This is a genomic window from Wenyingzhuangia marina (assembly GCF_900130035.1).
Taxonomy (GTDB): Bacteria; Bacteroidota; Bacteroidia; order Flavobacteriales; family Flavobacteriaceae; genus Wenyingzhuangia; species Wenyingzhuangia marina.
In genome coordinates this window covers 297,289-322,163 of record NZ_FQXQ01000003.1, presented here as the reverse complement: position 1 = coordinate 322,163, position 24,875 = coordinate 297,289, and the positions used below count along the sequence as shown (strand labels likewise).

The following is a 24,875-nucleotide window of genomic DNA, read 5'->3' as shown; positions in this document are numbered from 1 at the left end:
CTTATTTATTGCTTTAAAACCTTACATGTTTTAATTATATTGTTATTTAATAACCTAAAAATTAAAACACCACTTGCATTAATTTCTGATAAATTTATACTGTTGTTTGTTTTATTAATTTTTTTGTGAGTTAGTAACATTCCTTTAGAGTCAAAAACTGAAATACTTGCATTCTTAATATTTTCTAATTCAAAATTTAAAAAATTCTTTGATAAATTATATTGTAAAATATCATCTACTCCTAATGTTGTATTTGGTTCTATACTTATTACTTCATTTTGTAGGTTTAAATTGATTGTATAACTACCTGCAGTACCTATTACCCATTTATAATCATTACCAACACCCGAAACTAAAACCTCGTAATTAGTTAAAGCCAAATCTTGTCCTTGTGTTACTGGATGAATCCAATTCCACCCCCCATCAAATGATTTAGCTGTTGTAATTTTAAACTCACCTGGTATAAGATTACCAGTCCATGTAAATACAGCTGGATTCTCGGTATCTTTGACAAGAGGAGTAGCGTTATTAATATCCCATCCATTTGGCGTAGCATCTCCCACTAAATATAAATTTGGAAAATAATCTAGCGTTGAAATGGTAATAGACTCAAGTCCTAAATCAATTACAATTGAATAACTCCCAGAGACTGAAACCACCCATTGGTTATCGGGACCATTACAACCTGTAGTTGTTATATAATCTTTAGCACTTAAATCTTGATCTACTACTGCTGCATTTATCCAGCTGCCGATACACCAATCATCTTCTTTTAAATGAAATTTAAATTTTCCTGGTTTTAAAACTCCTTCATATGTAAAAATATTAGGATTTTGAGAATCTTGAATCAAAGGTATACCCTCTGGAGCATACCCTAAAGTTGTTGCATCTCCTACAATTCCTACATAATTTTGTGCACTTATTGTTTTCATTCCGAAAACACAAACTAACACTATTAATAATTTTATTTTTTTCATTTTATTTAATAATTTTATTTTAATTTTAATATTCCAAAACAATCATACTCCAATATTCCAAATAAGGAACAATAACATTAATGTGATCATTTTTCATTGTAAATTCTAATTCTTGTGAAGCTCCACCGTTAAAATCAGGTGAAGCAAACCATACCTTAGAAATTGAATTATTAGATTTAATTTCTAAATTAAAATTAGTTGCTATGTTTGGTTTTGTTTGAGATTTGGTATTATCTCTCCAGTCTAGTGTAGATGCTCCGTTATAGTTTAATAGCTGAACAACTTGTTTGTTATCTAATTGTTTAGTAATCAGAGATGCTTTTCCAAATACAGGAGGCCACATATTAACACCTATGTCCTTTGAGCTAACCTCAGTTGTGATAAAATCACCACCATCCCTTAGCAAATTTTCATAAGCAACCATAAAATCATAATATTCCTTTAGAGAAAATTCTAATTCTTCTTCCATAGATAAATTGCTATATGGGAAATATTCTTTAGACAACATATGCTCACCTAATTCTAAATGATCACCACCAAATGCAAATATCACAGCATCAGACATTAACACAGAAGGTGTATTAAAAGATCCTTCTGAAGAGTCATAATTCATGTACGCAGCTAAAACTGTGTTTAATTGATGATTAGACATTTTGTTATTTTCAATAATTACTTGTGCTAAATCAGCAAACTGAACTCTAGACCATACTTCAGAATAAGCAAAATCTACAGGAGTTGATAATATATTATTCTGTCCAAATTGATCTACTGCATTTAAAGCATGTTTCTTATTTGGAAATTTTTGAATAAGAGCTACCATAAAATCATTAAAAGATTTTTTTAAATCAACCTTGTAACCATTGTAGTCATAAACAGTTCCCCTATCTCCTAATTGATCTAAGTGCCAACCATCAAACTCTAAATTATCATAAACATCAGATGTTTTTTGGAAAATATAATCTTGCCAATTATCATTTGCTGGATTAGTAACTAAAATATCTCCAAAATCACCTAATTGGTGTTTGTTTACATTGTTATGGAATTGATCATTGTAGATTAACCATTTATTTGAAAAACCATCACCTTCCTCGGGATGCCATGCTCCAAATAATAAATTATAAAACATTGATGATATATTTAAATCATGTCCTTCGTTAATATAACCTTCGACTGTATGATAATCTATGGGTCTATTAAACAAATCAGACCATGATGACTCTGGATTTCCATTATTATCCATTGGTAATGGAATATGATGTTTACTATGCCAATCATAATACTGTAATCCGTTAATATGAAAATCTTTTAAGTTATTTAACACAGATATTCTTTGAGAAGCATCTACATTAAAGTCTGACAAAAAACCATATCTAGGAAATTTTGTCCAATCAGAAGAAACATCGATTCCTATAGTTCCTACGATGGTCTCTTTATTGTCATTTTTGGTAACCAATTCCACCATATATCCTCTATAATCTTCAGAAGGAGGCATCCAAGTCCATGTTGTAGAACTTAGAGCTTCTTCATTAATTACTTCTCCTAAATATTTGTATCTGATAGTTGTATTTGGCTCAATTTTATTAACTGAAAAATTAACTTTCTGGTTAAGATTATATTTAGCTTTATCTTTCTTAAAATCTAATATTTCAGTAAAGTCATTCGCTTCTCCGGCTTCATAAAAACCAGGAGTATTCTCATTAGTGTTTTCGCAAGAACTAATAAATAAACTAGTTGTTAAAACTGTTACTTTTAATATGTTAAATATATATTTCATTTTTGCTTGATTTTATTGTTTAGTAAATGACATCATTTCAGTATCAAGATTTATTCTAACTTCATAAGTACCTGCCTGACCATCAATCAATTTCCATTTGTTATCAGGACCATCACAACTAATTGTAGTAATGAAACTAGTATTAACTATTGACTGAGAAGGATTCTCTGGATTGATCCAATCACCATCACACCAATCACCTTTAAATTTTGAAATTTTAAATTCCCCTGTGGCATTATCAGCCCCTAATTCACCAATAAACACATATTCTCTATTAATGTAATCCATAGGTGTTGGTGTGTTAATATTCCATCCATTAGGTCCACCATCACCAATTATATATAAGTTTATTAGGTTAAATGATATTGTATTATTCTGAGTATCAATAGTTATTTTGTAACGTCCTTTTGTAGCTTCAGATACTAACCATTTGTTATCATCAACATCACAACCTGAATTTTGTATGACTACACCCTCTTCTAATAATTGATTATCTATGCTTGGTCTGTACCAATCTCCACAAAAATCACCTGTTGAACCAGCTAAGATTTTAAAATTTCCTGGGTTTAAATGCCCCTCATAATAAAACTCAAAAGGATTATTGCTGTTTTGGGTAAAAGCAGCTGGGTTATTAACATCCCATCCACTTTCTGAGGCATCCCCAACGATCCATAAAGAAGAAAAAGGAGGCGTACTTGCAATTGCATTTACTATTTGAATATTAATTGTTAAGTTTAATAAATCAACGGTAATTAAGTATTCCTTATCTTCCTCTAAGTCTGTATCAATAGCCCATTGTAAATCATCTCCACTTCCTGACTGATTATATACTATTTTTGTACTGTCATTAGGGTCTTGAGTATAAAAGTCTTGACAAAAACAGCCATCGTTAGAGACAGGAAACTTAAATTTACCCGTTGACAATTTACCTCTATAGATATAAACCCCTCTTTTATTGGTTGATGAATTTAATTCTATAGCGTTTTCTATATCCCAACCATTAGGAGTTGCATCTCCAACAATAAATAATTGATTGCTAACTGGTTTAAAAGTTGTTGCAATAAAGGAGACTGTACTAACTTGTTCTTTTACCAATTCATTAGAAACAGTAGCTATTATTTGTGCTTTTAAATCATAAGCCTGATTAATATCTAAGCCATTTGTTAATAATAAATTGTTTAAATCTCCAAAGGTTATACTATATGAGAAAGTATTTTTAACTTGGTCTAAAAGAGTAGTTATGGGGTTGGAAAAATCACCTTGAGCTACATCTATTTTCAAGGTATATTTTATTGCCGAACCAGTATTTTGATTAGAGCCTGTTGTCCAATTAAAATTTACAGTGTTGTTAAAATACAATTCGTTTAACACTATTTCATCATTAGAAATAGTTATTTCTAATTCATTATCTGTAATAAAAGAGTCATCTTTTAATACATTTTCACACGAAAAAAACGAAATTATCACTAATATAATTCCTAATATTTTATATAGTTTATTTGATTTCATAATATCATATTTTTAATAACCAAAGTTGTTTGGTTTCAATTTTGGATTTCTATCAATTTCAATTTGAGGAACTGGAAACAATAGGTGTTTTGTACTTGCGTTGGTCTTTCCTATTGATTGTAAAAAGTCTAAACCATATTGTCCATTATTCACTCTTATTAAGTCAAACCATCTTTGCCCCTCAAATGCTAGCTCAATTCTTCTTTCCTTTAAAACAGCATCTCTAAAATCAACTTTACTTAATCCTGTTTGGATATCAGGAAGTCCTGCTCTATTTCTAACTTTGTTTAAATAAATTTCAGCACTAGAAGTATCATCTAATTCGTTTAATGCTTCAGCCCTCATTAATAAAACATCTGCATATCTTAGTATTGGAAAATTTAATGGACTATTGTCATAAGCAGGAACCAAGCTAATAGGTACTAGAAACTTTCTAACATTATACCCAGTATATGAATATGAAGATTGATATTGTTTCCCATCATAATCAGGACAACCATCATAAAACACAGTAACGTCTTTACGTAAGTCTCCTACTTCATATTGATCAACAAACTCTTGGGTTGGTTGATTCCAACCAAAACCACCACCAACAAAGTTTGCACCTCTTGGCCCCATAAATGGACTTGCCCAAGATGCTTGATTTTCATTCCCCCAGAAATCATAACCGCCATTAGAAGCATATTGCACTTCAAAAATTGATTCTTGAGAATTTTCATTGTCGGGATTAAAATTATCTTGGTAATTTGGATTTAAATCATAACCTAAAGTTTCTAATTCAGTTGCCATGTCTATCGCCTCTTGATAATTCCCTAAAGTAAGATGAAATTTTGTCAGTAATCCATAAGCAGCTCCTTTAGATGCTCTACCTATATTTTCTTGAGAATAAGATGATTTAGCAGGTAGTAATTGTACTGCATTTGTTAAATCGCTTAGAATTAAATCATATATTTCATTAACAGGATCTCTGGGTAAAAATAATTCATCGTCTGAACTTAATGGCTCTGTAATTAACGGTACATCTCCAAAGAAACGAGCTAAAAGAAAATAATAATGGGCTCTTAAAAAGTAAGCCTCTCCCATAGAACGATTCTTAATATTTTCATCAATCTCTAAATTTGGAGCGGTTTCTAGAACAATATTTGTCATCAAAATCCCTGGCCAAGGTCCTCTCCATAAATCTAACACCCCCGCGTTATTGGGTTGTGTAACAAAATTAGACATGTTTTGTGTTTCAATACCATCGGTACCACCACCGGCACCAACAATACTATTACCCGCCATGATATCAGTTGTCCACATTCTTAAATTATAAAGCTTGGGCCATTGTAAAGGTTGATATGCACCATTTACAACAGTTACTAATTCATCAGCTGTTTTTGGATAATTAGATGAATTAATTGTGTCTAATGGTTGTTTAGTTAAAAAATCTTCACTACACCCTATAGTGAATAACAAACCAAGAATTGCTGTAATATATTTAAATTGTTTTTTCATAATAGTAGTTTATTTTAGAATCCAAAAGTTGCTCCTAACGTAAAGGATTTAGTAATTGGAAATGTATTATTATCTATTCCGTTTGTTCCAACTTCTGGATCAAAGCCTGAATAATTTGTTACTGTTATTAAATTCTGTGCAGAAGCATATATTTTTATTGAATTGAAAAATGATTTATTTAGAATTTCAGAAGGTATATTATATGCTAGGTTTATGTTTTTTAATCTTATATATGACCCATCTTCAATATATCGACTAGAAGGTCTATTATTATTATTAGGATCTCCAAAAATTGCCCTAGGAACGGAATTACTTGTACCTGCTCCAGTCCATCTATTTAATACTGCTGTAGATTGGTTAGTTGTAACGGACATATTTTCGGTATACAATCTATTTGCATTGAAAATATCATTTCCTTGAATCCCTTGAATAAAAACACTTAAATCAAAGTTCCCTAAATTAAATGTGTTGTTTACAGAATAAGTAAAAGCTGGATTTGGATTTCCAATAAAAGTACGATCATCATCATTTATGATACCATCATTATTCAAATCCTTAAACCTAATATCACCAGGAGCTGTACTTGTTTGAGGATTTGTTCCTGCTATTTGAATTGCAGCATTATCAACTTCTGTTTGAGTTTGAAAAACACCATCTTGAACAAAACCATAAAACACGTTTATAGGATAATTAGGTTGAATTCTAGCCAAACTATAATTTAATCCTACACTTCCAGTTGTTAGAGGTGTATCACTATTAATTGAAATAACTTTATTTTTATTATATGCAAAAACGATATCTGTTGACCAGTTGAATTTATCTCTCTCAATGTTATGAGTTGTTAAAACAACTTCAACTCCTTTATTCTGAATTTTCCCAGCATTGATATATGGTACAAAAACATCTGAGTAACCTGATGTTACAGGTACGGATTGAGGAACTAACATATCTTCTGTATTTTTAACATAACCATCTATTGTTAAATCCAAAAATCTATCAAATAATGTAGCATCAACTCCAACATTAAATTGTTTTTGAGATTCCCATTGCACATTTGTATTAGGAAGCACTGTTGGTACAGCAGCCGTAACAAACGAGTTGTTAAAATTGTAAAGGTTTGTATTGTATGAAGATGCAAAAGAATAGTTCCCTATATTTTGGTTACCTGTTACACCATAACCAACTCTTAATTTTAACTCATTTATTGAATTATAGTTTTTAAGAAATTCCTCTTTTGACAATCTCCAAGCTAAAGAAGCTGAAGGAAAAGTTCCATACTTATTTCCTTTTCCAAATCTTGAAGAACCATCTCTACGAACGGTCGCAGTAATATAGTATTTATTTTCAAAATCATATTGAGCCCTAGCAAAATATGAAAAGATAGACCATTCTGAACCACTTCCATTAATAGTTGGTTGTATCAACCCATTATTAATTGTTTGTGCTTGTTCACTGATAAATCCTTGTATAGACCCACTTATATATTTAAAAGTGTTTTCTTGTGCACTAGTACCTATAATTCCTGTAATAGATGAACCATTGTCAAATTCCTTATTATAAGTTAATGTATTATCCCATAACATGGTTAAGCTTTTGTTTGAACCTTCAGACAAAAATGCGTTTGGAGAAATTTTAGAGCCCCAACTGTATGAAGGTGCCCAAGTTCTAGTATCCCAAAAGTTAGCTTCAACACCAAATATTGTCTTAAATTTAAAATTATCTAAAACTGTTAATTCACCATAAACATTCCCTTGAAGATTGTATCCTTTGGTTATACTTTCAACAATGTTAGATTTTCCTATAGGGTTATCAATATCTCCTGAATATAAAGCTTGCCCTACAGGTCCTGTATAATTTCCATCTACATCATAAATAGGTTGAGTTGGTAAAGATAAAATCGCATTTTGAATACTATTATCTCCATTGGATTTTACGTCATAATTTACTTTAAAACTATTACCAAATTTTAAGTTGTCATTGATATTTGTATCACTATTAAACTGTGCTATATATCTTGTGTATTTTGAGTTGATATAAATTCCTTCTTGATCAAACACATTAAACGAAGTATAAAGATTAGTCTTTTCTGTTCCTTGTGAATATGACAGGGTAATGTTTTTTTGCATGCCATTTCTTAAAAAAGCATCTAACCAATTTGTTCCTGTACCTAATAAATTTGGATTTGTGAAATTTGGATTAGGTACAAAACCCCCATTCACTAACATTTCATTACTTAGTGCAGCAAATTGACTAGCATTTAAAACATCTAATGTATTTGTTGCAAACTGTAGGCTTGTGAAAGTATCAATATCTAAATTAGACACCCCTTTTTTTCCTCTTTTAGTAGTAATAATAATTACCCCGTTAGACCCTCTTGAACCATAAATTGCTGTAGCAGATGCATCTTTTAATACTTGAAGTGATTTTACATCCTTCATATTAACTTGATTTAAACCACCATTTAAAGGCATTCCATCAACTACTATTAATGGATCATTATTACCTATTGTTCCTGTCCCCCTTATTCTAAATGTAGGGTTAGAGCCTGGTTGACCAGATGTGATTACGCTAACCCCAGCAGCTCTACCTTGTATTGCATCTCCGATATTTGATGCTGGTTGTGCTTGAACATCTTCCATATCAACAGAAGAAACAGATCCCGTTAAATCACTCTGTTTTGATTGACCATAACCTATGATAACGACTTCATCTAGAGCTGCTACATCTAACGACATTTTTACACTAATAAAATCTGAACTCACATTAATAATCTGAGTTATATATCCTAGATAACTAATTTCTAATTTGGAACTTTTATTTTTAGTATTTATTTGAAAATTACCATCAAAGTCTGATGTGGCCCCATTACTTGTTCCTATTTCAACAACTTTAGCCCCCACTAAAGGTATATTAAATTCATCTGTTAGTTTTCCAGAAACTTTTACATCACTATCTTGAGAAAACGATAAATTGGAAATTAATAACAAAAAACTCCATAAAAGGAACCACTTATAAGATGTGTGTTTTTTAATCATTTTGTATTTATTTAAGTTAGTTATAAGTTTAAAATCATACTTTTCAGAAAGAAGTTATGACTCTAATCCAAAGGAACAAAAAATTGATATTGAAAAAATAAAGTTGAAATTCAGTATAGATTTTTTCAAGACAAAAAGAGACAAAAAAAATCACAACCTCTTTAAAAACAAGAGATTGTGATTTAGTCTATTTAAAATAATATATAGAATTTTAATACTAAAAACCTTAAAAAATCATCTTTAAATTATATTAAACACAAAAATATCACGACTTTATTGTTGTATTGTCAATAATTAGTTTATCAAAATTTTCATTTTCAACCATAGAGTTATTTCTGACTTTAGACTTAAATGCATAAATTGAATTAACGGAATACCCTAAAATCTGAGCTATTTTTTCATTATGCTTTATACCTAACCTTATCAAAGCAAAAATTCTCAATTCTTTATTTAAAATTTGATTCTTTTTTAATTTGATCTTATGTTCATCTTTTAACAATTCATTAAACTCATTTATGAAATTTGGAAAGAGATTGATAAAAGCAGTATCAAAATTGTGTAATAATTTTTCCTTTTCTTTCTTTTTGTCATATTTTAAAGTATGAAATTTAATTTTAACTAAATCTTCTTCTTCTAAACCTTTATTAATATTAGAAATTATATCATTAAATTTTTCAAAAATATCATCGTATTCTGTAAAGAAAAAACCTAAATACTCTTCTTTAATTTTGTTAGATTCAAAAAGCTTTGTATTTACTTTTTCAATTATAACATTCCTTTCTTTTACTTCATTATTTACTTTTACAAGCTCTAAATTATTGTTTTTCAATCTTTTATGAGCAACAGATATATCCTTTTTAGCTTTCCTAATTCTTTTAAATTGAACATAAAATATTAATATAAAAATTAATAGTATTACTGAAAAAGATATTGCAATTATATATTGCCAATAAAGTCTTTTACGTTCATTCTCTGTATTTTTAAGGATTTCATCTTCAATTAATGGAAGTATAGCCCCAACTTGTAATTTTCTTTGTTGAGCACCATAAAACTGAGCATCTTCATAGGCTTTTTGAATTAAAAATCCAGCAAGTTCTATTTCTTTCTTTTTAAAAAGCAATTCAGATAATCTAATAATAGCTAACGACTCTTTAGTAGATGTTTTTATATCGCATATTGCAGATTTTATATAATGATATTCAGCTTGTTCAATATTATGTTGACTATTATATATTTCACCTAAAATATAATGTGTTAAGGCTCTCTCATAAATACTAATATCTTTTGATAAAAGTTGAATAAGAGTTTCTAATGAGCTATTAATTTGGTTGGATTTATACAAATTAAAGCCAGTCATAAAAACATTAAAAAAACTTCCTTCTGTAGTAAGATTTAATATTTTTTCTCTATATCCTTTTGCTAAGTTTTGATATTTATTTTTATAATAGGGAATACTTGTATATTCAGCCATATCACTGTAGCTTCTACCAAAAACACCATAATAAAAGGGCCTATCTTCTCTACTAATATTCTTCAATTTAATAGATTCTAGAAAATCAATAGCTTCTTTATACATTCCAACTGAAGTAGAAATATCCGCAAGTTTTAATAAACTTTTAGATATAAGTACTGAATCTTTTGAAAGCTCTGCAATTTCTTTCATTTTAACACTGAAATAGTAAGCAGAATCACTTTTAAAAACTTTATACTGATCAAATAGTTTAAGATTTAAATCAAAGCTCTGAGAAAAATTAGACATATTAACTTCTCTAAGTTTTTTTTTCAAAAAACTAATTTCTTGTAATTTTTCTTTATCATACACACTAGATGAGTCAATTGTTTGCCTTAAATTATTCAATAACTTACTTTGTGCTACTATTGGGTTGGGAAAAAGAAATAAGATAATTACAATCAATAAGCATTTTATTTCAATAATTTTTATTAGGTAATTTTTATTCATAAAAAACATTATTGGAGATAATTATAATAAATATTCAGAAAGAAAGATTAAAATAATTTAATAAAATTATATAATTAATTCCTTTTATGCCTACAATTTTTATCAAAAGCAACTAAATTAAATAATTGTCTCATTCTAGAACGAACTCTAGAACCGTAACGTTTATCAATTTCTTGTGTATTTAATATACATGACTACAATCGAATTTATTACGATTTAATATGATTCCATAATCCAAGCTTTATTTAAATTAATTAGAATTATTTTTTGTATTTACTTATATTTTATAAGTATAATTGTATCTATAAGTATTTAATATACTTTGTAATTCTTTATACTTTGTAATTCTTTCATGTTTGGTAGATTTATTCTGAAATCATATAATATAAACTCAATGACTTCTAAAATATTTAAAATAATTATTGTAACAAGTTCAATCCTTTTTTGGGCATGTAATCAAACAATAAATAATGAAGATTCAAGTATTAAAATTGGTTTTTCACAAGGATTAGGTGGACACCCATGGAGGACTGCTATGAATTATTCTATGGAAATTCAGGCTTCTTTACATTCAGAAGTTGAGCTAACTATTTTAAAAGCTGATGATGTTGTAGAAAACCAAATTAAAAACATTCAAACATTTATTGATAAAAAGGTTGATGTTATTATTGTTTCTCCAATAGATCCAGATGCCTTGGTTCCTGTTATTGAAAAAGCTTATAGTTATGGAATTCCTATTATTTTACTAGACAGAAAAATTAACTCTAACAAATACACTACTTATATAGGTGCTGACAACATTGAGGTTGGGAGACAAGCTGCACAATATATTGCTTCCTCAACAAATAAAGAAATCAATGTGTTAGAAATAAAAGGAGACGATAATTCTTCTCCTACACGTGAAAGAAGCAAAGGATTCCATGAAGTTTTAGACAAACTTCCAAATGTTCATATTATTAAAAGTTTTAAAGGACTTCCTGTTGATGACTTTAAACGTACACTAGACTCATTAAAAGAGAATAAGGTTGATTATTTATTTGCTTTTAATGATGACTTAGCAGGAAAAGCATGGGAAATTGCAAGAAAATCTGGAGTAGAAAATCAACTTAAATTTATTGGTGTAGATGGACTAAATAGTTCGGTTGGTGGAATTCAAATGATACTTGATGGAAAGTTTAGTGCAACTATTTTATATCCTACCGGAGCAGTAGAGGCTATTGAAACAGCTATTAAAATACACCATAAAGAAACTGTAGCTAAAAGACAAGTACTTGGTACTACAATTATTGATCGTTTTAATGTAGATATTATGCGAAATCAATTTGATAAAATTGATGAACAACAAGCTATTATTGAAAATCAAGTAAGTGCCATTAAAAAACAGAAACAATTGTACTATTCTCAAAACAACCTATTAAAACTATCTGTGTTTGTTTTAATCGTTATTTTAAGTTTAACCATCTATAGTATTTATTTAATTTTTACAGTAAGAAAAAGGAATAGGCAATTAACTTTAAACAACGAAAAAATAACTATTCAAAGAAATCAAATTGAAAAAATAGCCAATGAAGTTAAAGAAAGTAACGATGCTAAATTTAATTTTTTCACAGGATTGTCTCATGAATTTAAAACTCCTATTACATTAATATTGAGTTCCATAGAATCTTTAAGAGAAAATTCAAAAAACAAAGGGAGTAAACCTAGTTATGAAATTGAATTAATTAATAAAAATTCAAACAGACTTTTAAGACTCATAAACAACCTATTAGATTTTAGAAAAATTGAAGACAAAATGTTTAACATGAGAGCTTCTAAAACCAACGTTTATGATTTTTCTAACGGACTTTATAGAGATTTTGAAAGTGAAGCAAAAAAGCGAAATATTAAGTTTGAATTAACAACAAACAACCAAGATTTAGAATTGTTTTTTGACAGGAATTTAATGGATAAAGTCTACTTTAATTTACTCTCAAATGCATTTAAATTCACCCCTGATAATGGTAAAATAGATATTATTATTCATGATAATAAAAAAGGGAATAATGTAACCATCACTTTTAAAGACAATGGTATTGGAATTCCAGAAGATGAAATGAGTAATGTTTTTGAAGCCTTTTTTAAAGGATCAAATAACCGTAAAAACAGCTCTGGAATTGGATTACATTTAAGCAAACAATTTATAGAATTACATTTGGGAAAAATAGAAGTAAGTTCTTTTCAAGGAACAGAGTTTACGATCACTTTATTTAAAGGAAACACTCATTTTAACGAAGATCAAATAATTACAGAACCTGAAGTTATAGATGCAAATCTTTTAAACATGACTTCTGAAATAATACCAGATGAGGACGACTATGCTGATGAAATAGTATCTACAGGAGACAAAGCCTCTATTTTGATTATAGAAGACAATAAAGACTTGTCTTTCTTCTTAAAAAACAAACTTCAAAATGAGTTTCAAATTATGTTGTCAGATGGAACTGATGCTACAGAACAAGCATTTGAGCACATTCCAGATATTATTATTTGCGACGTAAACTTACCGCTTAAAAATGGTTTTGAAATCTGTGAAATATTAAAAAATGATTTAAGAACCTCTCACATACCTACTATTATTTTAACGGCTTTAGGTAATCAAGAATCTTATATGCAGGGATTAAAATCTGGTGCAGATTTATTCCTTACAAAACCTTTTAATTATTCCATTTTAACACAATCCATCAAATCATTACTTTACAATAGAGAAAAGTTAAGATATTATTACACTAATAATATTAACAAACTTACTTCAAACAAATCTTTTGGAAACATAGAGCAAGAGTTTGTAAGTAAATTAAATAGTTACATCAATAAAAACATAGACAACTCTGATTTCTCTGTTGAAAATTTAGCAGAATCATTACACATTTCACGTGTGCAATTATATAGAAAAGTAAAAGCTATTTTTGGCATTAATGTAAGTGATTACATCAACAACTTTAAGTTAGATATTGCAAAAGAAATGTTAGACAAATCTACCTTAACCATTTCCGAAATTGCCTATAAAAATGGATTCTCATCTCCTAATTACTTTTCAACAGTTTTCAAAAATAAATTCGGTATGTCTCCAAATTCATATAGAAAATCCAATTCTAATAAAGATAATGAATAAAGATAATGAATAAATATATGTTACATACAATATCAATCATGTAACATATTCTTAATACGATGTTACATGACTGTAATTCTATAATCTTTAGGATATATAAAAAAAACCTAAACCTCTTTATTGCTAAAGGATTAAGACATTTAATAGCATTAATTCAAAAAACCACAATACTTTGAAACATCTTTAAAATAAAACTCTCAATTTCATTAATAATTTAGTTGACAACTAAAATATTTACGAAAATGAGAAAAATTTTAATGTGGTCTATCACAGCAGCTCTAGCAGGTTTCCTTTTTGGATTTGATACCGTTGTTATTTCTGGTGCTGATAAAAAACTACAACTATTATGGAATACCTCAGATGCATTTCATGGATCAGTTGTCATGGCTATGGCATTATGGGGTACAGTTATAGGTGCTCTTTTAGGAGGAATTCCAACCAATAAAATAGGAAGAAAACATACCTTATTAATTATAGGTATATTTTATGCAGTCTCGGCCATTGGGTCTGGAATGGCTAATGATCCAATTACTTTTGCAGTTTTTAGATTTATTGGTGGACTTGGTGTAGGGGTTTCTACTATTGCTGCTCCCACTTATATTTCAGAAATTGCTCCAGCAAAAGATAGAGGTCGATTGGTATCTCTTTACCAATTTAATATTGTGTTTGGAATCTTAGTTGCTTTTTTATCTAACTATTTATTAAACGGTATTAGTGAAAACGATTGGAGATGGATGGTAGGAGTTGAAGCCATTCCTGCGGTTATCTATACACTCTTTGTTCTTACCATTCCACAAAGTCCACGTTGGTTAATTTCTAAAGGAAGAATAAACGAAGCTAAAGTTATTTTAAACACCATCGATCCTAATCAGGATGTGGAAAAAATCATTCAAGGAATTAATAATAGTAATGATAATTTAAAACATGAAAACATTTTCATGAAAAAATACAGATTTCCATTAATCCTTGCTTTTTTAATGGCCTTTTTTAATCAATTATCTGGAATCAATGCATTTCTATACTATGCTCCTAGAATTTTTGAAGAAGCAGGTTTAGGAGAAAGAACTGCATTGTTAAGTAGTATTGGTGTAGGTATTGTTAATATGATTTTTACTTTATTAGGGGTGTTCTTAATAGATAAATTAGGAAGAAAAACACTTATGTATTTTGGGTCTATAGGCTATATTATTTCATTAGGATTAGTCTCTGCTGCATTTTATTTAGGATGGACTGGAATGGCGGTTCCCATTTTTTTATTCCTATTTATAGCTTCTCATGCCATTGGTCAAGGAGCTGTTATTTGGGTTTTTATTTCGGAAATATTTCCAAATCATTTAAGAGCTTCAGGACAAGCATTTGGAAGCTCAACTCATTGGGTACTCGCTGCTATAATCCCTTCTTTAATTCCCTTTTTATTCTCCTCTATTGGAGCAGGAACAGTGTTTCTCATCTTTACTATAGCTATGGTGTTTCAATTGATCTTTGTAAAATTTATGATGCCTGAAACCAAAGGAATTACACTAGAAAAATTAAGTCAAAAACTAGAAAATAAATATCAATGAAAAAACTTACACTAACAGGACTACTCCTTATAGCCATAATAGGCTGTAACAGTATTCATAAAAACGAGAAGAAGAGTTCTCCTACATTAGAAAAAAAGGTTGTTCTTACGGAAGAGCAATTATATAGACCTAATTTCCATTTCACTCCTGAAGAAAATTGGATGAATGATCCTAATGGAATGTTTTATTTAGACGGAACTTATCATTTGTATTTTCAGTATTATCCGAACGGAAACAAATGGGGACCTATGCACTGGGGGCATGCCACTAGTACAGATTTAATAGCTTGGAAACAACAACCTATTGCTTTGTATCCAGATAAATTAGGATATATATTTTCAGGAAGTGCAGTGGTAGACCATCACAATACTTCTGGTTTTGGAGATGAAACCCGCACTCCTGTTGTTGCTATTTATACCTATCATGATCCTATTAAAGAAAAAGCAGGAAAAATTGATATTGAAAGTCAAGGAATAGCCTATTCATTAGATAACGGAATGACTTGGACAAAATACTCAAACAATCCAGTTCTTAAAAACCCAGGTATTAAAAATTTTAGAGACCCTAAAGTTACATGGGATGACATTCATCAACAATGGATTATGACTTTAGCAGCCAATGACCGAGCACAATTTTATAGTTCAAAAAACTTAATAGATTGGACATATTTATCAGAATTTGGTCAAAATATTGGTGCTCATGGAGGTGTTTGGGAATGTCCTGATTTTTTTCCAATGAAGATAAACGACTCTGCAAACACAAAATGGGTTCTGTTGCAAAGTTTAAATCCTGGGGGACCTAATGGAGGTTCTGCAACTCAATATTTTATTGGAGATTTTGATGGAAAAACTTTTAAGTTAGACCCTCTGTTTAAAAATCAATTAAGTAAAAAAGAAGCTTTGTGGTTAGATTCTGGAAAAGACAACTATGCAGGTGTTACTTGGAACAACAGCCCTAGTGCTAATCCTACTTATATTGGATGGATGTCTAACTGGCAATATGCACAAGATGTTCCTACTGAAACCTGGAGAAGTAGTATGACGCTACCACGAGAGTTAAAACTATCATACTCTAGTTCAGAATATAAGTTAATATCAACTCCTGTAACACAATTGGGTAATTATTTTAAAGAAACCATTACCAAAAAAAATATAGTATTTAAAAACAATACCATTTTGTTAAAAGGGGATGAATTAGATTTATCTAAATCAGTAATTGATGTTAGCTTAAGAAACATGAAGACTGACACTTATACTTTTTCTTTAAACAATACTATTGGAGATACTTTAAAATTTGGAATTAACAATAAAGAAAACTTCTTGTTTATAGATCGTAAGAAATCAGGAATTATTAACTTTTCTAATGATTTTGCTAATAAAATATCAAAAGCAAACTTAGACAAGAGACATAACTCTGCAGCATTTAAAATCATATTAGATAAAACATCTATAGAGATCTTCTTTAATAATGGAGAAGAGGTATTGACTGAAATATTTTTCACAAACCAACCATATATGAACCTTTCTATTGAATCTTCGGAGAAAGATGCAGAAATATCGATATTAAAGGCTAACCAATTAAACATAAACTAAACTATAAAAACTAAATTATGAAGTATAAATTAATTCTTTTATTCTTTCTTCAGCTCACTGTTTTAATGGCTCAAGAAATAGAAGTGAAAGGTACTGTTGTATCTTCTGAAGATAATATGCCGCTACCTGGTGTATCTATTGTCATCAAGGGAAAATCAATTGGAACCATTACCGATTTTGACGGAAATTTTATCATCAATAATATCTCAATAGGTGAAAGTTTAGAGCTTAGTTATTTAGGATATACAACTAAAATAGTAGTTATAAATAACAATGCTACTCTAAACATCAAACTAAACCCTAGTAACGAACAATTAGATGAAGTAATCGTTACCGGATATACCTCACAGAAAAAAGCAGACATTACTGGAGCTGTTTCTGTGGTAGATATGGATGAACTTAACAAACAAACAGAACCTAACCCTATAAAAGCTTTACAAGGTCGTTTAGCAGGAGTAAATATTTCTACCGATGGTTCTCCTAGTGGAGGAAATACTAAAATAAATATTAGAGGTATTGGTACTTTAAACAACACCGATCCTTTGTATGTAATTGATGGAGTACCAACCAAAGGAGGTATGCATGAATTAAACCCGAATGATATTCAATCTATACAAGTATTAAAAGATGCATCTTCGGCAAGTATTTACGGTTCTAGAGCTTCTAATGGTGTTATTATTATTACAACCAAACAGGGAAAAGAAGGAAAAATGAGACTTAATCTAGATTACTATTCAACCCTATCTAACTATGCTAATAAATTAGACGTTTTAAACGCTAAAGAATATGGACAAGTATTATGGCAAGCAAATATAAACGATGGTATAGATCCTAATACAAACAACTTAAGTTATCAGTTTAACTGGGGAGTTTATAATGGAAAACCTACACTGAATAATGTGTTAGTTCCAGAATATTTAAACACAGAGCAAACCATTAAGTCTTCAAACACCAATTGGTATGATGAAATTTCTCAATTAGGAAAAGCTAATTCGGTAAATCTATCTATGTCTAATGGTTCTGAAAAAGGAGCTTATATGTTTTCTTTGGGATATTATGATAATGTAGGAATTGTAAAAACTACTAATTTTAAACGCTTGTCTTCTCGTATCAATTCTTCTTATAATTTTTTTGATGGAAAATTAAAAATTGGAGAAAACTTTACTATCAACAGAACCAACGAGGTTTCAGATCCAGGAGTTTTAGACCCTGCTTTAAGAGCTTTACCTATTATTCCAGTTCGAACTGTAGATGGAAAAGGATGGGGAGGTCCTGTTGGAGGAATGAATGATAGACAAAACCCTGTTAGACTATTAGAATACAATAAAGACAATGGTTATAGCTATATGCGCTTGTTTGGTAATACTTATGCCGAGTTAAGACCAATAGACAACCTTACTTTTAAAACTAGTTTTGGGTTGGATCTTAGTGATTTTCACAAAAGATCTTTACAACGTAGTTATGTATCTGGATATTTAAAGAATGATCAAAACTCTGTTTCTATTGAGCAGTCAAACAATCTAAAATGGACATGGACTAATACTGTACAATATGATTTAAAATTGAACAATCATAATATTAATTTATTAGCAGGTACAGAGATGTTTAAAGAAGATGCGAGAAACACTACTTTAAGAAAAGAAGATTTTATAACAGAAGATCCTGATTATATGTATCCGGATGCAGGTACAGGAGAAGCTTATACCTATGGTTCAGCTAGTTCATATAGTTTGTTATCCTATTTTGGAAAAGCTACTTATGATTATGATAGTCGTTACTTATTTTCTGCAACCATTAGAAGAGATGGTTCTTCTAGATTTGGAAAAAACAATCGCTTTGGTACCTTTCCTGCCTTTTCTGCAGGATGGAGAATTAACAAAGAAGAATTTGCCAAAAATAATTTAGCCTTCTTTTCAGATTTAAAACTACGTACAGGTTGGGGACAAACTGGTAATCAAGAAATTAGTAACGAAGCTATTTATTCTTTATACTTAGCCAATTATGCTGGTGGGGATCCTACTTGGAACACCTCTTACGGAACTGCTTATGACTTATCAGGAGCAGGTTCAGGGTTGTTACCTTCTGGTTTTATTGCCACTCAAACAGGAAACGATGATTTAAAATGGGAAACTACCACTCAAACAAATATTGGTCTTGACTTTGGTTTCTTTAATCAAAGATTAACAGGTAGTGTTGATGTTTATAAAAAAGTAACTGAAGATATCTTAGTACTTCCTCCATATTTAGGAGTCATTGGTGAAGGTGGTAATAGATGGGTTAATGGAGCTTCTATGGAAAATGAAGGAATTGAATTTGCTTTGAATTATAAAAACAATACTGACTGGGGATTAAAATATGAAATGTCGGCAAACCTTTCTGCAAACAGAAATCAAATCACAAAACTTCCTGAAGAAGTAAAGAACAATTACGGAGGAAATGGTCTAGATGATAATATTCTAGGAAGACCTATTAATTCTATGTACGGACATGTAGCCGATGGACTGTTTACATCACAACAAGAAGTTGAAAACTCTGCTATTCAACCTGGAAAAGGTTTAGGACGTATTAGGTATAAAGATTTAAATAATGATGGAACTATTGACAGTGAGGACAGAACGTGGATAGGAAATCCAAACCCTGGTTTTAACTATGGATTTAATGTTTCTTTAGGTTATAAGAATTTTGACTTGACAACTTTTTGGCAAGGTGTAGGTGATATAGATGTAGTTAACCAAACAAAGTATCAAACCGATTTTTGGAGTGTTGATGATGTAGGATCAAACAAAGGAACCCGATTATTAAACGCTTGGTCTCCACAAAATCCAAACTCAACTATTCCTGCATTAACTACTGTTGATAGTAATGCTGAATCAAGGTTTTCAACTTATTATATAGAAAACGGTAGTTATTTAAAACTGCGTGTATTACAATTAGGGTATACAATTCCTAAAAAAATCATAGAAACCTATAAAATCCAAAACTTTAGAGTATATGTAAATGCACAAAATTTACTAACCATTAGTTCGTCTAATTTTACAGGTATTGATCCTGAAAATCCAGGATTTGGTTATCCATTACCATTAACATTTACTTTAGGATTAAACATTTCACTTTAATTAAAACTTAATAATCATGAAAACGATTGTATATATATTTAGTTGTTTATTATTATTCACAACTGTGTCCTGCGAGGACTTTTTAGAAATTAAACCAAAAGGCGTATTGTCTGAAGAAGATGTTATTAATGCTGATAATGTGGATGGTTTTATTACTTCAGCTTATGCTGCTTTAGGAAACGACCATTATGACACCCCATTTAGTTTATGGCCATATGGAAATGTTAGAGCAGATGATGCTTATAAAGGAGGTAGTGGAACCAACGATATTCAAGCTTTTCACTTTTTTGAAATCTCAAATAATATTCGTACTGACTTTGCCGAATTAGACAAACTATGGTATAATTACTATGTAGGGATTTCTAGAGCAAACAAAGCTATTGCAGCATTAAATCAGATTACAGAACAAGAATTCCCTCAAAAAAAATCAAGATTGGGTGAAATGCATTTTCTAAGAGGTCATTTTTACTTTATGCTTAAAATTATGTTTAAAAACATTCCTTATGTAACTGAAGATACAGTCCCAGAAGAATATGGTTTGGTGTCAAACAGAGCATTAACTGACGATCAACTTTGGGAAAACATTGCTACTGATTTTGAATTTGCAGCAAACAACACTCCACCTACCCAATCACAAGTAGGTCGTGTAAACCAATATGCTGCTTATGCTTATTTGGCTAAAACAAGATTGTACCAGGCTTATGAGCAAGATGAGGATTACAATGTAACCAATATCAATCAACAAACATTACAAAAAGTAATTAATGCTACAGATCAAGTTATAGGAACTTATTCTTTAGAAGCTGATTTTGGATTTAACTTTTTACCAGGTAGTTATGAAAATGGTTCTGAATCTGTGTTTGCTGTACAGTATTCAGATAATGATGGAACTTTGCATGGAAGATTAAATTTTGGAGATGTATTATCGGTACCACAAGGTTTGGGTTGTTGTGATTTTCATAAACCTAGTCAAAATTTAGTTAATGCCTTTAAAACTACTGCAGATGGATTGCCAATGTTTGACACTTTTAATGATACTGATTTAGATTATAATCAATTAAATAGTTTTGATGTAGATCCAAGATTATATCACACTGTAGCCATTCCTGGATTGCCTTTTAAATATGCAGAGGATTATATCTATGAAGAAAGCTGGAACAGATCTCCTGGAACCTATGGATATTTTGCTTCTTTAAAAGAAAATGTACAACCAGACTGTGGTTGTTTTGTAAATATCGATCCTTTTTATGGGAATTCAAAAAACAGAATCCTAATTCGTTATGCTGATGTATTATTAATTAGAGCTGAAGCGTTGATAGAAATGGGACAACACAATGATGCTTTACCAATCATCAACCAAATTAGAGCAAGAGCTGCTGCAAGTACAACTTTAACAAGTAGCTATACTTCAAACAATTTAATTAGTCAGTATGAAGATGGGGTAAACTGTGTGTGGAGTCAAGATTTTGCTCGCAAAGCTTTACGTTGGGAACGTAGGTTAGAATTTGCCATGGAAGGTTACCGATTTTTTGATTTGGTTAGATGGGGAGTTGCTTCAGAAACATTAAACGCATACTATGCTGAAGAGAAAACAAAAAGAGGATATTACCTAGATGCTGGTTTTGACAAGAACAAAGAAGAGTTCTGCCCTATTCCATTGGCACAAATTAATTTCAGCCAAGGTCTATACAAACAAAACAAAAGATACTAACTCTAAAAAAGCTAAACGATGAAAAAAATAATAAATAAACAAATAGGATTGCTGTCATGTGCCCTTCTATTTTTAGTGAGTCTTTTATCAGCTTGTGAAGACAACTTTGATGAATCTGCTTTTGTTACCAATGTTTCTGTAAACATTAATTCGTTTACTGTAAATAATATCAGTGCAGAAATCAATAATAAAGAAAGTAAGATAACAGCTACGCTACCTTATGGAACAGATATTACTGCTATTACTCCAGAAATTTTTATTCCAAACGGAACTACTATTATCCCTGAACTAGGAACTAGTATTGATTTTAGCAATACTGTTACTTATAATGTTTATGGTGGAAATATCTTTAAAAAATATGCGGTTAACGTTAGTACTCAAAAACCCATTACAAGTTTTAAGATTGGAGAACTTTCAGCAAGTATCAATCACAACTCCAAAGTTATTGCGCTTACCATGCCTGAAGGTACTGACCTGACAGCATTGCAACCTACCCTTGAATTATCTGAAGGAGTGACTGCCAGTATTACCTCTGGTAGCACTATTGATTTTTCTAGTCCAGTAAAATTCAATGTCATTTCAACAGGATTGACAGAAGAATATACAGTAAATATCACCACTCCTCTTAGCGGACCAGTCATTGCCTTTTTAGGAACATCAGCTTCTAAACAAGCAATCTCAAATTTAGACGAAATTGCTGCATCAAACTGGTTGTTTGCCAACTACGCAGGAGCTCAGTACATTTCTTTTACAGATATTAAAAACGGAGCTTCTTTAGAAGGTATTGATGTTATTTGGTGGCATTATGATGAAGCTACTAGTCTACCAACTATTGCTTTAGATGCTAGTGTTACAACTGCATTAAAAACATATCAAACTAATGGAGGTAACTTATTATTAACCACATTTGCCTCTCAATATGTAGAAGCATTGAATATTGTTCCTTCAGGTAAAGGGCCTAATAATGTTTTTGGAGATTTTCCGCCAAATGGGTTTGTAGATGGTAATTCATGGGGAATGTCATTTGTAAGTCATGAAGATCATCCTATCTTTTTGGGGTTAGACACTTTTGCTACAGGAAAAGCCAATTTATTAGAAGCAGGAACATTTAGATTAAACCATACTGCATGGTGGTTTTTACCAGAGTGGGGAGGATATAATGATGGTGCTGGATGGAGAGATCAAACTGGAGGAAATAATCTAGCTAGTGAAGCATGGGATGATGGATTAAACGGTCGTGTAACCATTGCTGAATTCCCTGGAGGTACTTCTGATATTAAAACAGTTGTTATTTCTATGGGTGCTTATGATTGGTATAATGAAGATGACAGCAGTGGAACACCAAGTCAAGCCAATGGTTTTATTGATAATATCAAACTTTTAACAGCAAATAGTCTAAACTATTTAGCAGATAATTAAAATTTAAAAAGATGAACTTAACTAATAAAATATTTACATACCTATCCGTGTTTACCATTTTGGCTTGCTCAAATGATGATGACGCATTTACTCAAGTCCCTGTAGATCCAGAGACTCAAACAAACGTATATCCACTACCACCAGAACAATGGTTGGGAGAAACAGATCCATATTACACCTCTGGTTATGTAGGAGATATTATGCCTTATTATAATGATGGTAAGTTTAATTTATTCTTTTTACACGATGCCAAAACAAAACCTGCCGGTAAAGGGTTTCATGACATACATAATTTTGAAACAACTAATTTTACAGAGTTTAATTATAAAGGTAGAATGATTCCTTATGGAGCTTCAGATGAGCCTGACTTTGGAGTAGGAACAGGTTCTGTGGTTAAAGTTGGAGACACCTATTATTTTTACTATACAGGACATAATGGAAACACTCCTTTTGTTCAAAATAACCCTAGAGAAAGTGTTTTGTGTGCTACGAGTACAGATTTAGAAAATTGGACTAAAATTGACGATTTTAAGATAACTGCTCCTACTGGTTATACTGATTTTGATTTTAGAGACCCACATGTATTCTATAATGAAGAAGATGGGAAATATTGGATGTTGATGTCTACACAAACAGACCCTGCCAGAAAAGCTGTCGTTTTATTATTTACTTCTGATGATCCTGCAACAAACAATTGGACAGTACAAAATCCTATTTACACTACCACACCACAAGAAAACTATTTAATGTTAGAGTGTGCTGATATCTTTAAAATGGGAGCCTATTGGTATTTAATCTTTTCAGAAAACTGGAGTAGTCATACAGGTACACATTATAGAATAGCAAACTCTCCTAACGGACCATGGACAACTCCTACTTTAGATCGTTTTGATGGAAGCTATTTATATGCAGCCAAAACTGCTTCAGATGGAAACAAACGTTATTTATTTGGTTGGACTGCTAGAAAATCACCAGAAAATAATACAGGAAATAAAGAATGGGGAGGTAATATTGTTACACATGAACTTATTCAAAACAACGATGGTACTTTAAGTGTTAAACAACTTGAAAGCATTGCTCCTGTTTACACAAACAATGCAACATTAACTGTAGAAAATATAATGGGTACTGTTACTCAAAACAATAATACTTTTATTTTAGATGGAACTTCTAGTGATGCAATTATTTCTTTTAATAGCTTAAAAAAATCAAATCATATTGAATTTAAAATTGAGATGCAATCTAATGGAGATTTTGGAGTATTATTAAATCATGAAACAGAAAGTAATACTGCTTTTAAAATTGCTTTTGAACCTGGTTTTAACAGAGTAGCAGCTTACAATGTTAATGATGGAAATGATTTATATCTAAACCATGTCCCTTTTAATTTTACTGCTAATACTGAATACAAAGTCAGCATTACCACAAATGAAGATATTTGTGTGCTTTATATTAACGATGAGGTTGCATTTAGCAATAGATTATATGATGTTACAGGAAAAAAATGGAGTTTTTTTAGTGAAAACAATCAAACTGTATTCTCAAACTTAACCATAAAAAATCCTTATTAAT

Annotated in this window: 13 protein-coding genes and 1 pseudogene; 7 read left to right on the top strand and 7 right to left on the bottom strand. The window is 30.5% G+C overall.

Annotation, left to right across the window (positions count from 1 at the left end; genetic code table 11):
• Positions 1-5: 5 nt before the first annotated feature.
• From BUB70_RS08340 to BUB70_RS14260, 7 genes and pseudogenes are all read right to left on the bottom strand, one after another.
• Positions 6-977 (bottom strand): T9SS type A sorting domain-containing protein, encoded by a 972-nt coding sequence (locus BUB70_RS08340; protein WP_143155271.1) that lies wholly within the window; start codon positions 975-977, stop codon positions 6-8.
• Between the two features lie 25 nt (positions 978-1,002).
• Positions 1,003-2,751: a glycoside hydrolase family 66 protein gene (locus BUB70_RS08335; RefSeq protein WP_073120462.1), complete on the bottom strand. Its 1,749-nt coding sequence runs from the start codon at positions 2,749-2,751 to the stop codon at positions 1,003-1,005.
• A 12-nt stretch (positions 2,752-2,763) separates the two neighbouring features.
• A complete protein-coding gene (locus BUB70_RS08330; protein WP_073120460.1) occupies positions 2,764-4,260 on the bottom strand; it encodes a SusE domain-containing protein in 1,497 nt (498 codons plus the stop codon).
• 12 nt (positions 4,261-4,272) lie between these two features.
• Positions 4,273-5,757 carry a RagB/SusD family nutrient uptake outer membrane protein gene (locus BUB70_RS08325; protein WP_073120458.1) on the bottom strand — a complete coding sequence of 495 codons (1,485 nt, stop codon included), beginning with the start codon at positions 5,755-5,757 and terminating at the stop codon, positions 4,273-4,275.
• Positions 5,758-5,771: 14 nt separating this feature from the next.
• Positions 5,772-8,792 (bottom strand): SusC/RagA family TonB-linked outer membrane protein, encoded by a 3,021-nt coding sequence (locus tag BUB70_RS08320; protein WP_073120456.1) that lies wholly within the window; start codon positions 8,790-8,792, stop codon positions 5,772-5,774.
• Positions 8,793-9,057: 265 nt separating this feature from the next.
• Positions 9,058-10,752 carry a DUF6377 domain-containing protein gene (locus BUB70_RS08315; RefSeq protein ID WP_143155270.1) on the bottom strand — a complete coding sequence of 565 codons (1,695 nt, stop codon included), beginning with the start codon at positions 10,750-10,752 and terminating at the stop codon, positions 9,058-9,060.
• Between the two features lie 74 nt (positions 10,753-10,826).
• A pseudogene (locus tag BUB70_RS14260) lies at positions 10,827-10,937 on the bottom strand (ATPase); the annotation flags it as partial.
• Between the two features lie 209 nt (positions 10,938-11,146).
• On the opposite strand from BUB70_RS14260, the gene BUB70_RS08310 reads away from it, so the two are divergent.
• The 7 genes from BUB70_RS08310 to BUB70_RS08280 all read left to right on the top strand — a co-directional run bounded on the left by BUB70_RS08310 (position 11,147) and on the right by BUB70_RS08280 (position 24,874).
• The gene (locus BUB70_RS08310; protein WP_073120452.1) at positions 11,147-13,903 is read left to right on the top strand and encodes a hybrid sensor histidine kinase/response regulator transcription factor; all 2,757 of its coding nucleotides are present in this window, start codon (positions 11,147-11,149) and stop codon (positions 13,901-13,903) included.
• A 242-nt stretch (positions 13,904-14,145) separates the two neighbouring features.
• A complete protein-coding gene (locus BUB70_RS08305) occupies positions 14,146-15,465 on the top strand; it encodes a sugar porter family MFS transporter (RefSeq protein WP_073120450.1) in 1,320 nt (439 codons plus the stop codon).
• Positions 15,462-17,057 (top strand): glycoside hydrolase family 32 protein, encoded by a 1,596-nt coding sequence (locus tag BUB70_RS08300; protein WP_073120448.1) that lies wholly within the window; start codon positions 15,462-15,464, stop codon positions 17,055-17,057. Before BUB70_RS08305 ends, BUB70_RS08300 begins: the two co-directional genes overlap by 4 nt.
• Before the next feature lie 17 nt (positions 17,058-17,074).
• Entirely contained in the window at positions 17,075-20,173 is a 3,099-nt protein-coding gene (locus tag BUB70_RS08295) for a SusC/RagA family TonB-linked outer membrane protein (protein ID WP_073120446.1), read from the top strand.
• A gap of 16 nt (positions 20,174-20,189) precedes the next feature.
• Positions 20,190-21,884, top strand: a complete 1,695-nt coding sequence (locus tag BUB70_RS08290) for a RagB/SusD family nutrient uptake outer membrane protein (RefSeq protein WP_073120444.1) — start codon at positions 20,190-20,192, stop codon at positions 21,882-21,884.
• Positions 21,885-21,902: 18 nt separating this feature from the next.
• A complete protein-coding gene (locus tag BUB70_RS08285; RefSeq protein WP_084730228.1) occupies positions 21,903-23,303 on the top strand; it encodes a DUF4960 domain-containing protein in 1,401 nt (466 codons plus the stop codon).
• Positions 23,304-23,314: 11 nt separating this feature from the next.
• Positions 23,315-24,874 (top strand): glycoside hydrolase family 32 protein, encoded by a 1,560-nt coding sequence (locus BUB70_RS08280; RefSeq protein ID WP_073120439.1) that lies wholly within the window; start codon positions 23,315-23,317, stop codon positions 24,872-24,874.
• Position 24,875 lies beyond the last annotated feature (1 nt).

Bases quoted from the DNA above. Each gene is read 5' to 3' on its own strand.
- BUB70_RS08335 (WP_073120462.1), bottom strand. From the start codon at position 2,751: ATGAAATATATATTTAACATATTAAAAGTAACAGTTTTAACAACTAGT.
- BUB70_RS08305 (WP_073120450.1), top strand. From the start codon at position 14,146: ATGAGAAAAATTTTAATGTGGTCTATCACAGCAGCTCTAGCAGGTTTC.
- BUB70_RS08315 (WP_143155270.1), bottom strand. From the start codon at position 10,752: ATGAATAAAAATTACCTAATAAAAATTATTGAAATAAAATGCTTATTG.
- BUB70_RS08280 (WP_073120439.1), top strand. From the start codon at position 23,315: ATGAACTTAACTAATAAAATATTTACATACCTATCCGTGTTTACCATT.
- BUB70_RS08290 (WP_073120444.1), top strand. From the start codon at position 20,190: ATGAAAACGATTGTATATATATTTAGTTGTTTATTATTATTCACAACT.
- BUB70_RS08325 (WP_073120458.1), bottom strand. From the start codon at position 5,757: ATGAAAAAACAATTTAAATATATTACAGCAATTCTTGGTTTGTTATTC.
- BUB70_RS08295 (WP_073120446.1), top strand. From the start codon at position 17,075: ATGAAGTATAAATTAATTCTTTTATTCTTTCTTCAGCTCACTGTTTTA.
- BUB70_RS08320 (WP_073120456.1), bottom strand. From the start codon at position 8,792: ATGATTAAAAAACACACATCTTATAAGTGGTTCCTTTTATGGAGTTTT.
- BUB70_RS08310 (WP_073120452.1), top strand. From the start codon at position 11,147: ATGACTTCTAAAATATTTAAAATAATTATTGTAACAAGTTCAATCCTT.
- BUB70_RS08330 (WP_073120460.1), bottom strand. From the start codon at position 4,260: ATGAAATCAAATAAACTATATAAAATATTAGGAATTATATTAGTGATA.
- BUB70_RS08300 (WP_073120448.1), top strand. From the start codon at position 15,462: ATGAAAAAACTTACACTAACAGGACTACTCCTTATAGCCATAATAGGC.
- BUB70_RS08285 (WP_084730228.1), top strand. From the start codon at position 21,903: ATGAAAAAAATAATAAATAAACAAATAGGATTGCTGTCATGTGCCCTT.
- BUB70_RS08340 (WP_143155271.1), bottom strand. From the start codon at position 977: ATGAAAAAAATAAAATTATTAATAGTGTTAGTTTGTGTTTTCGGAATG.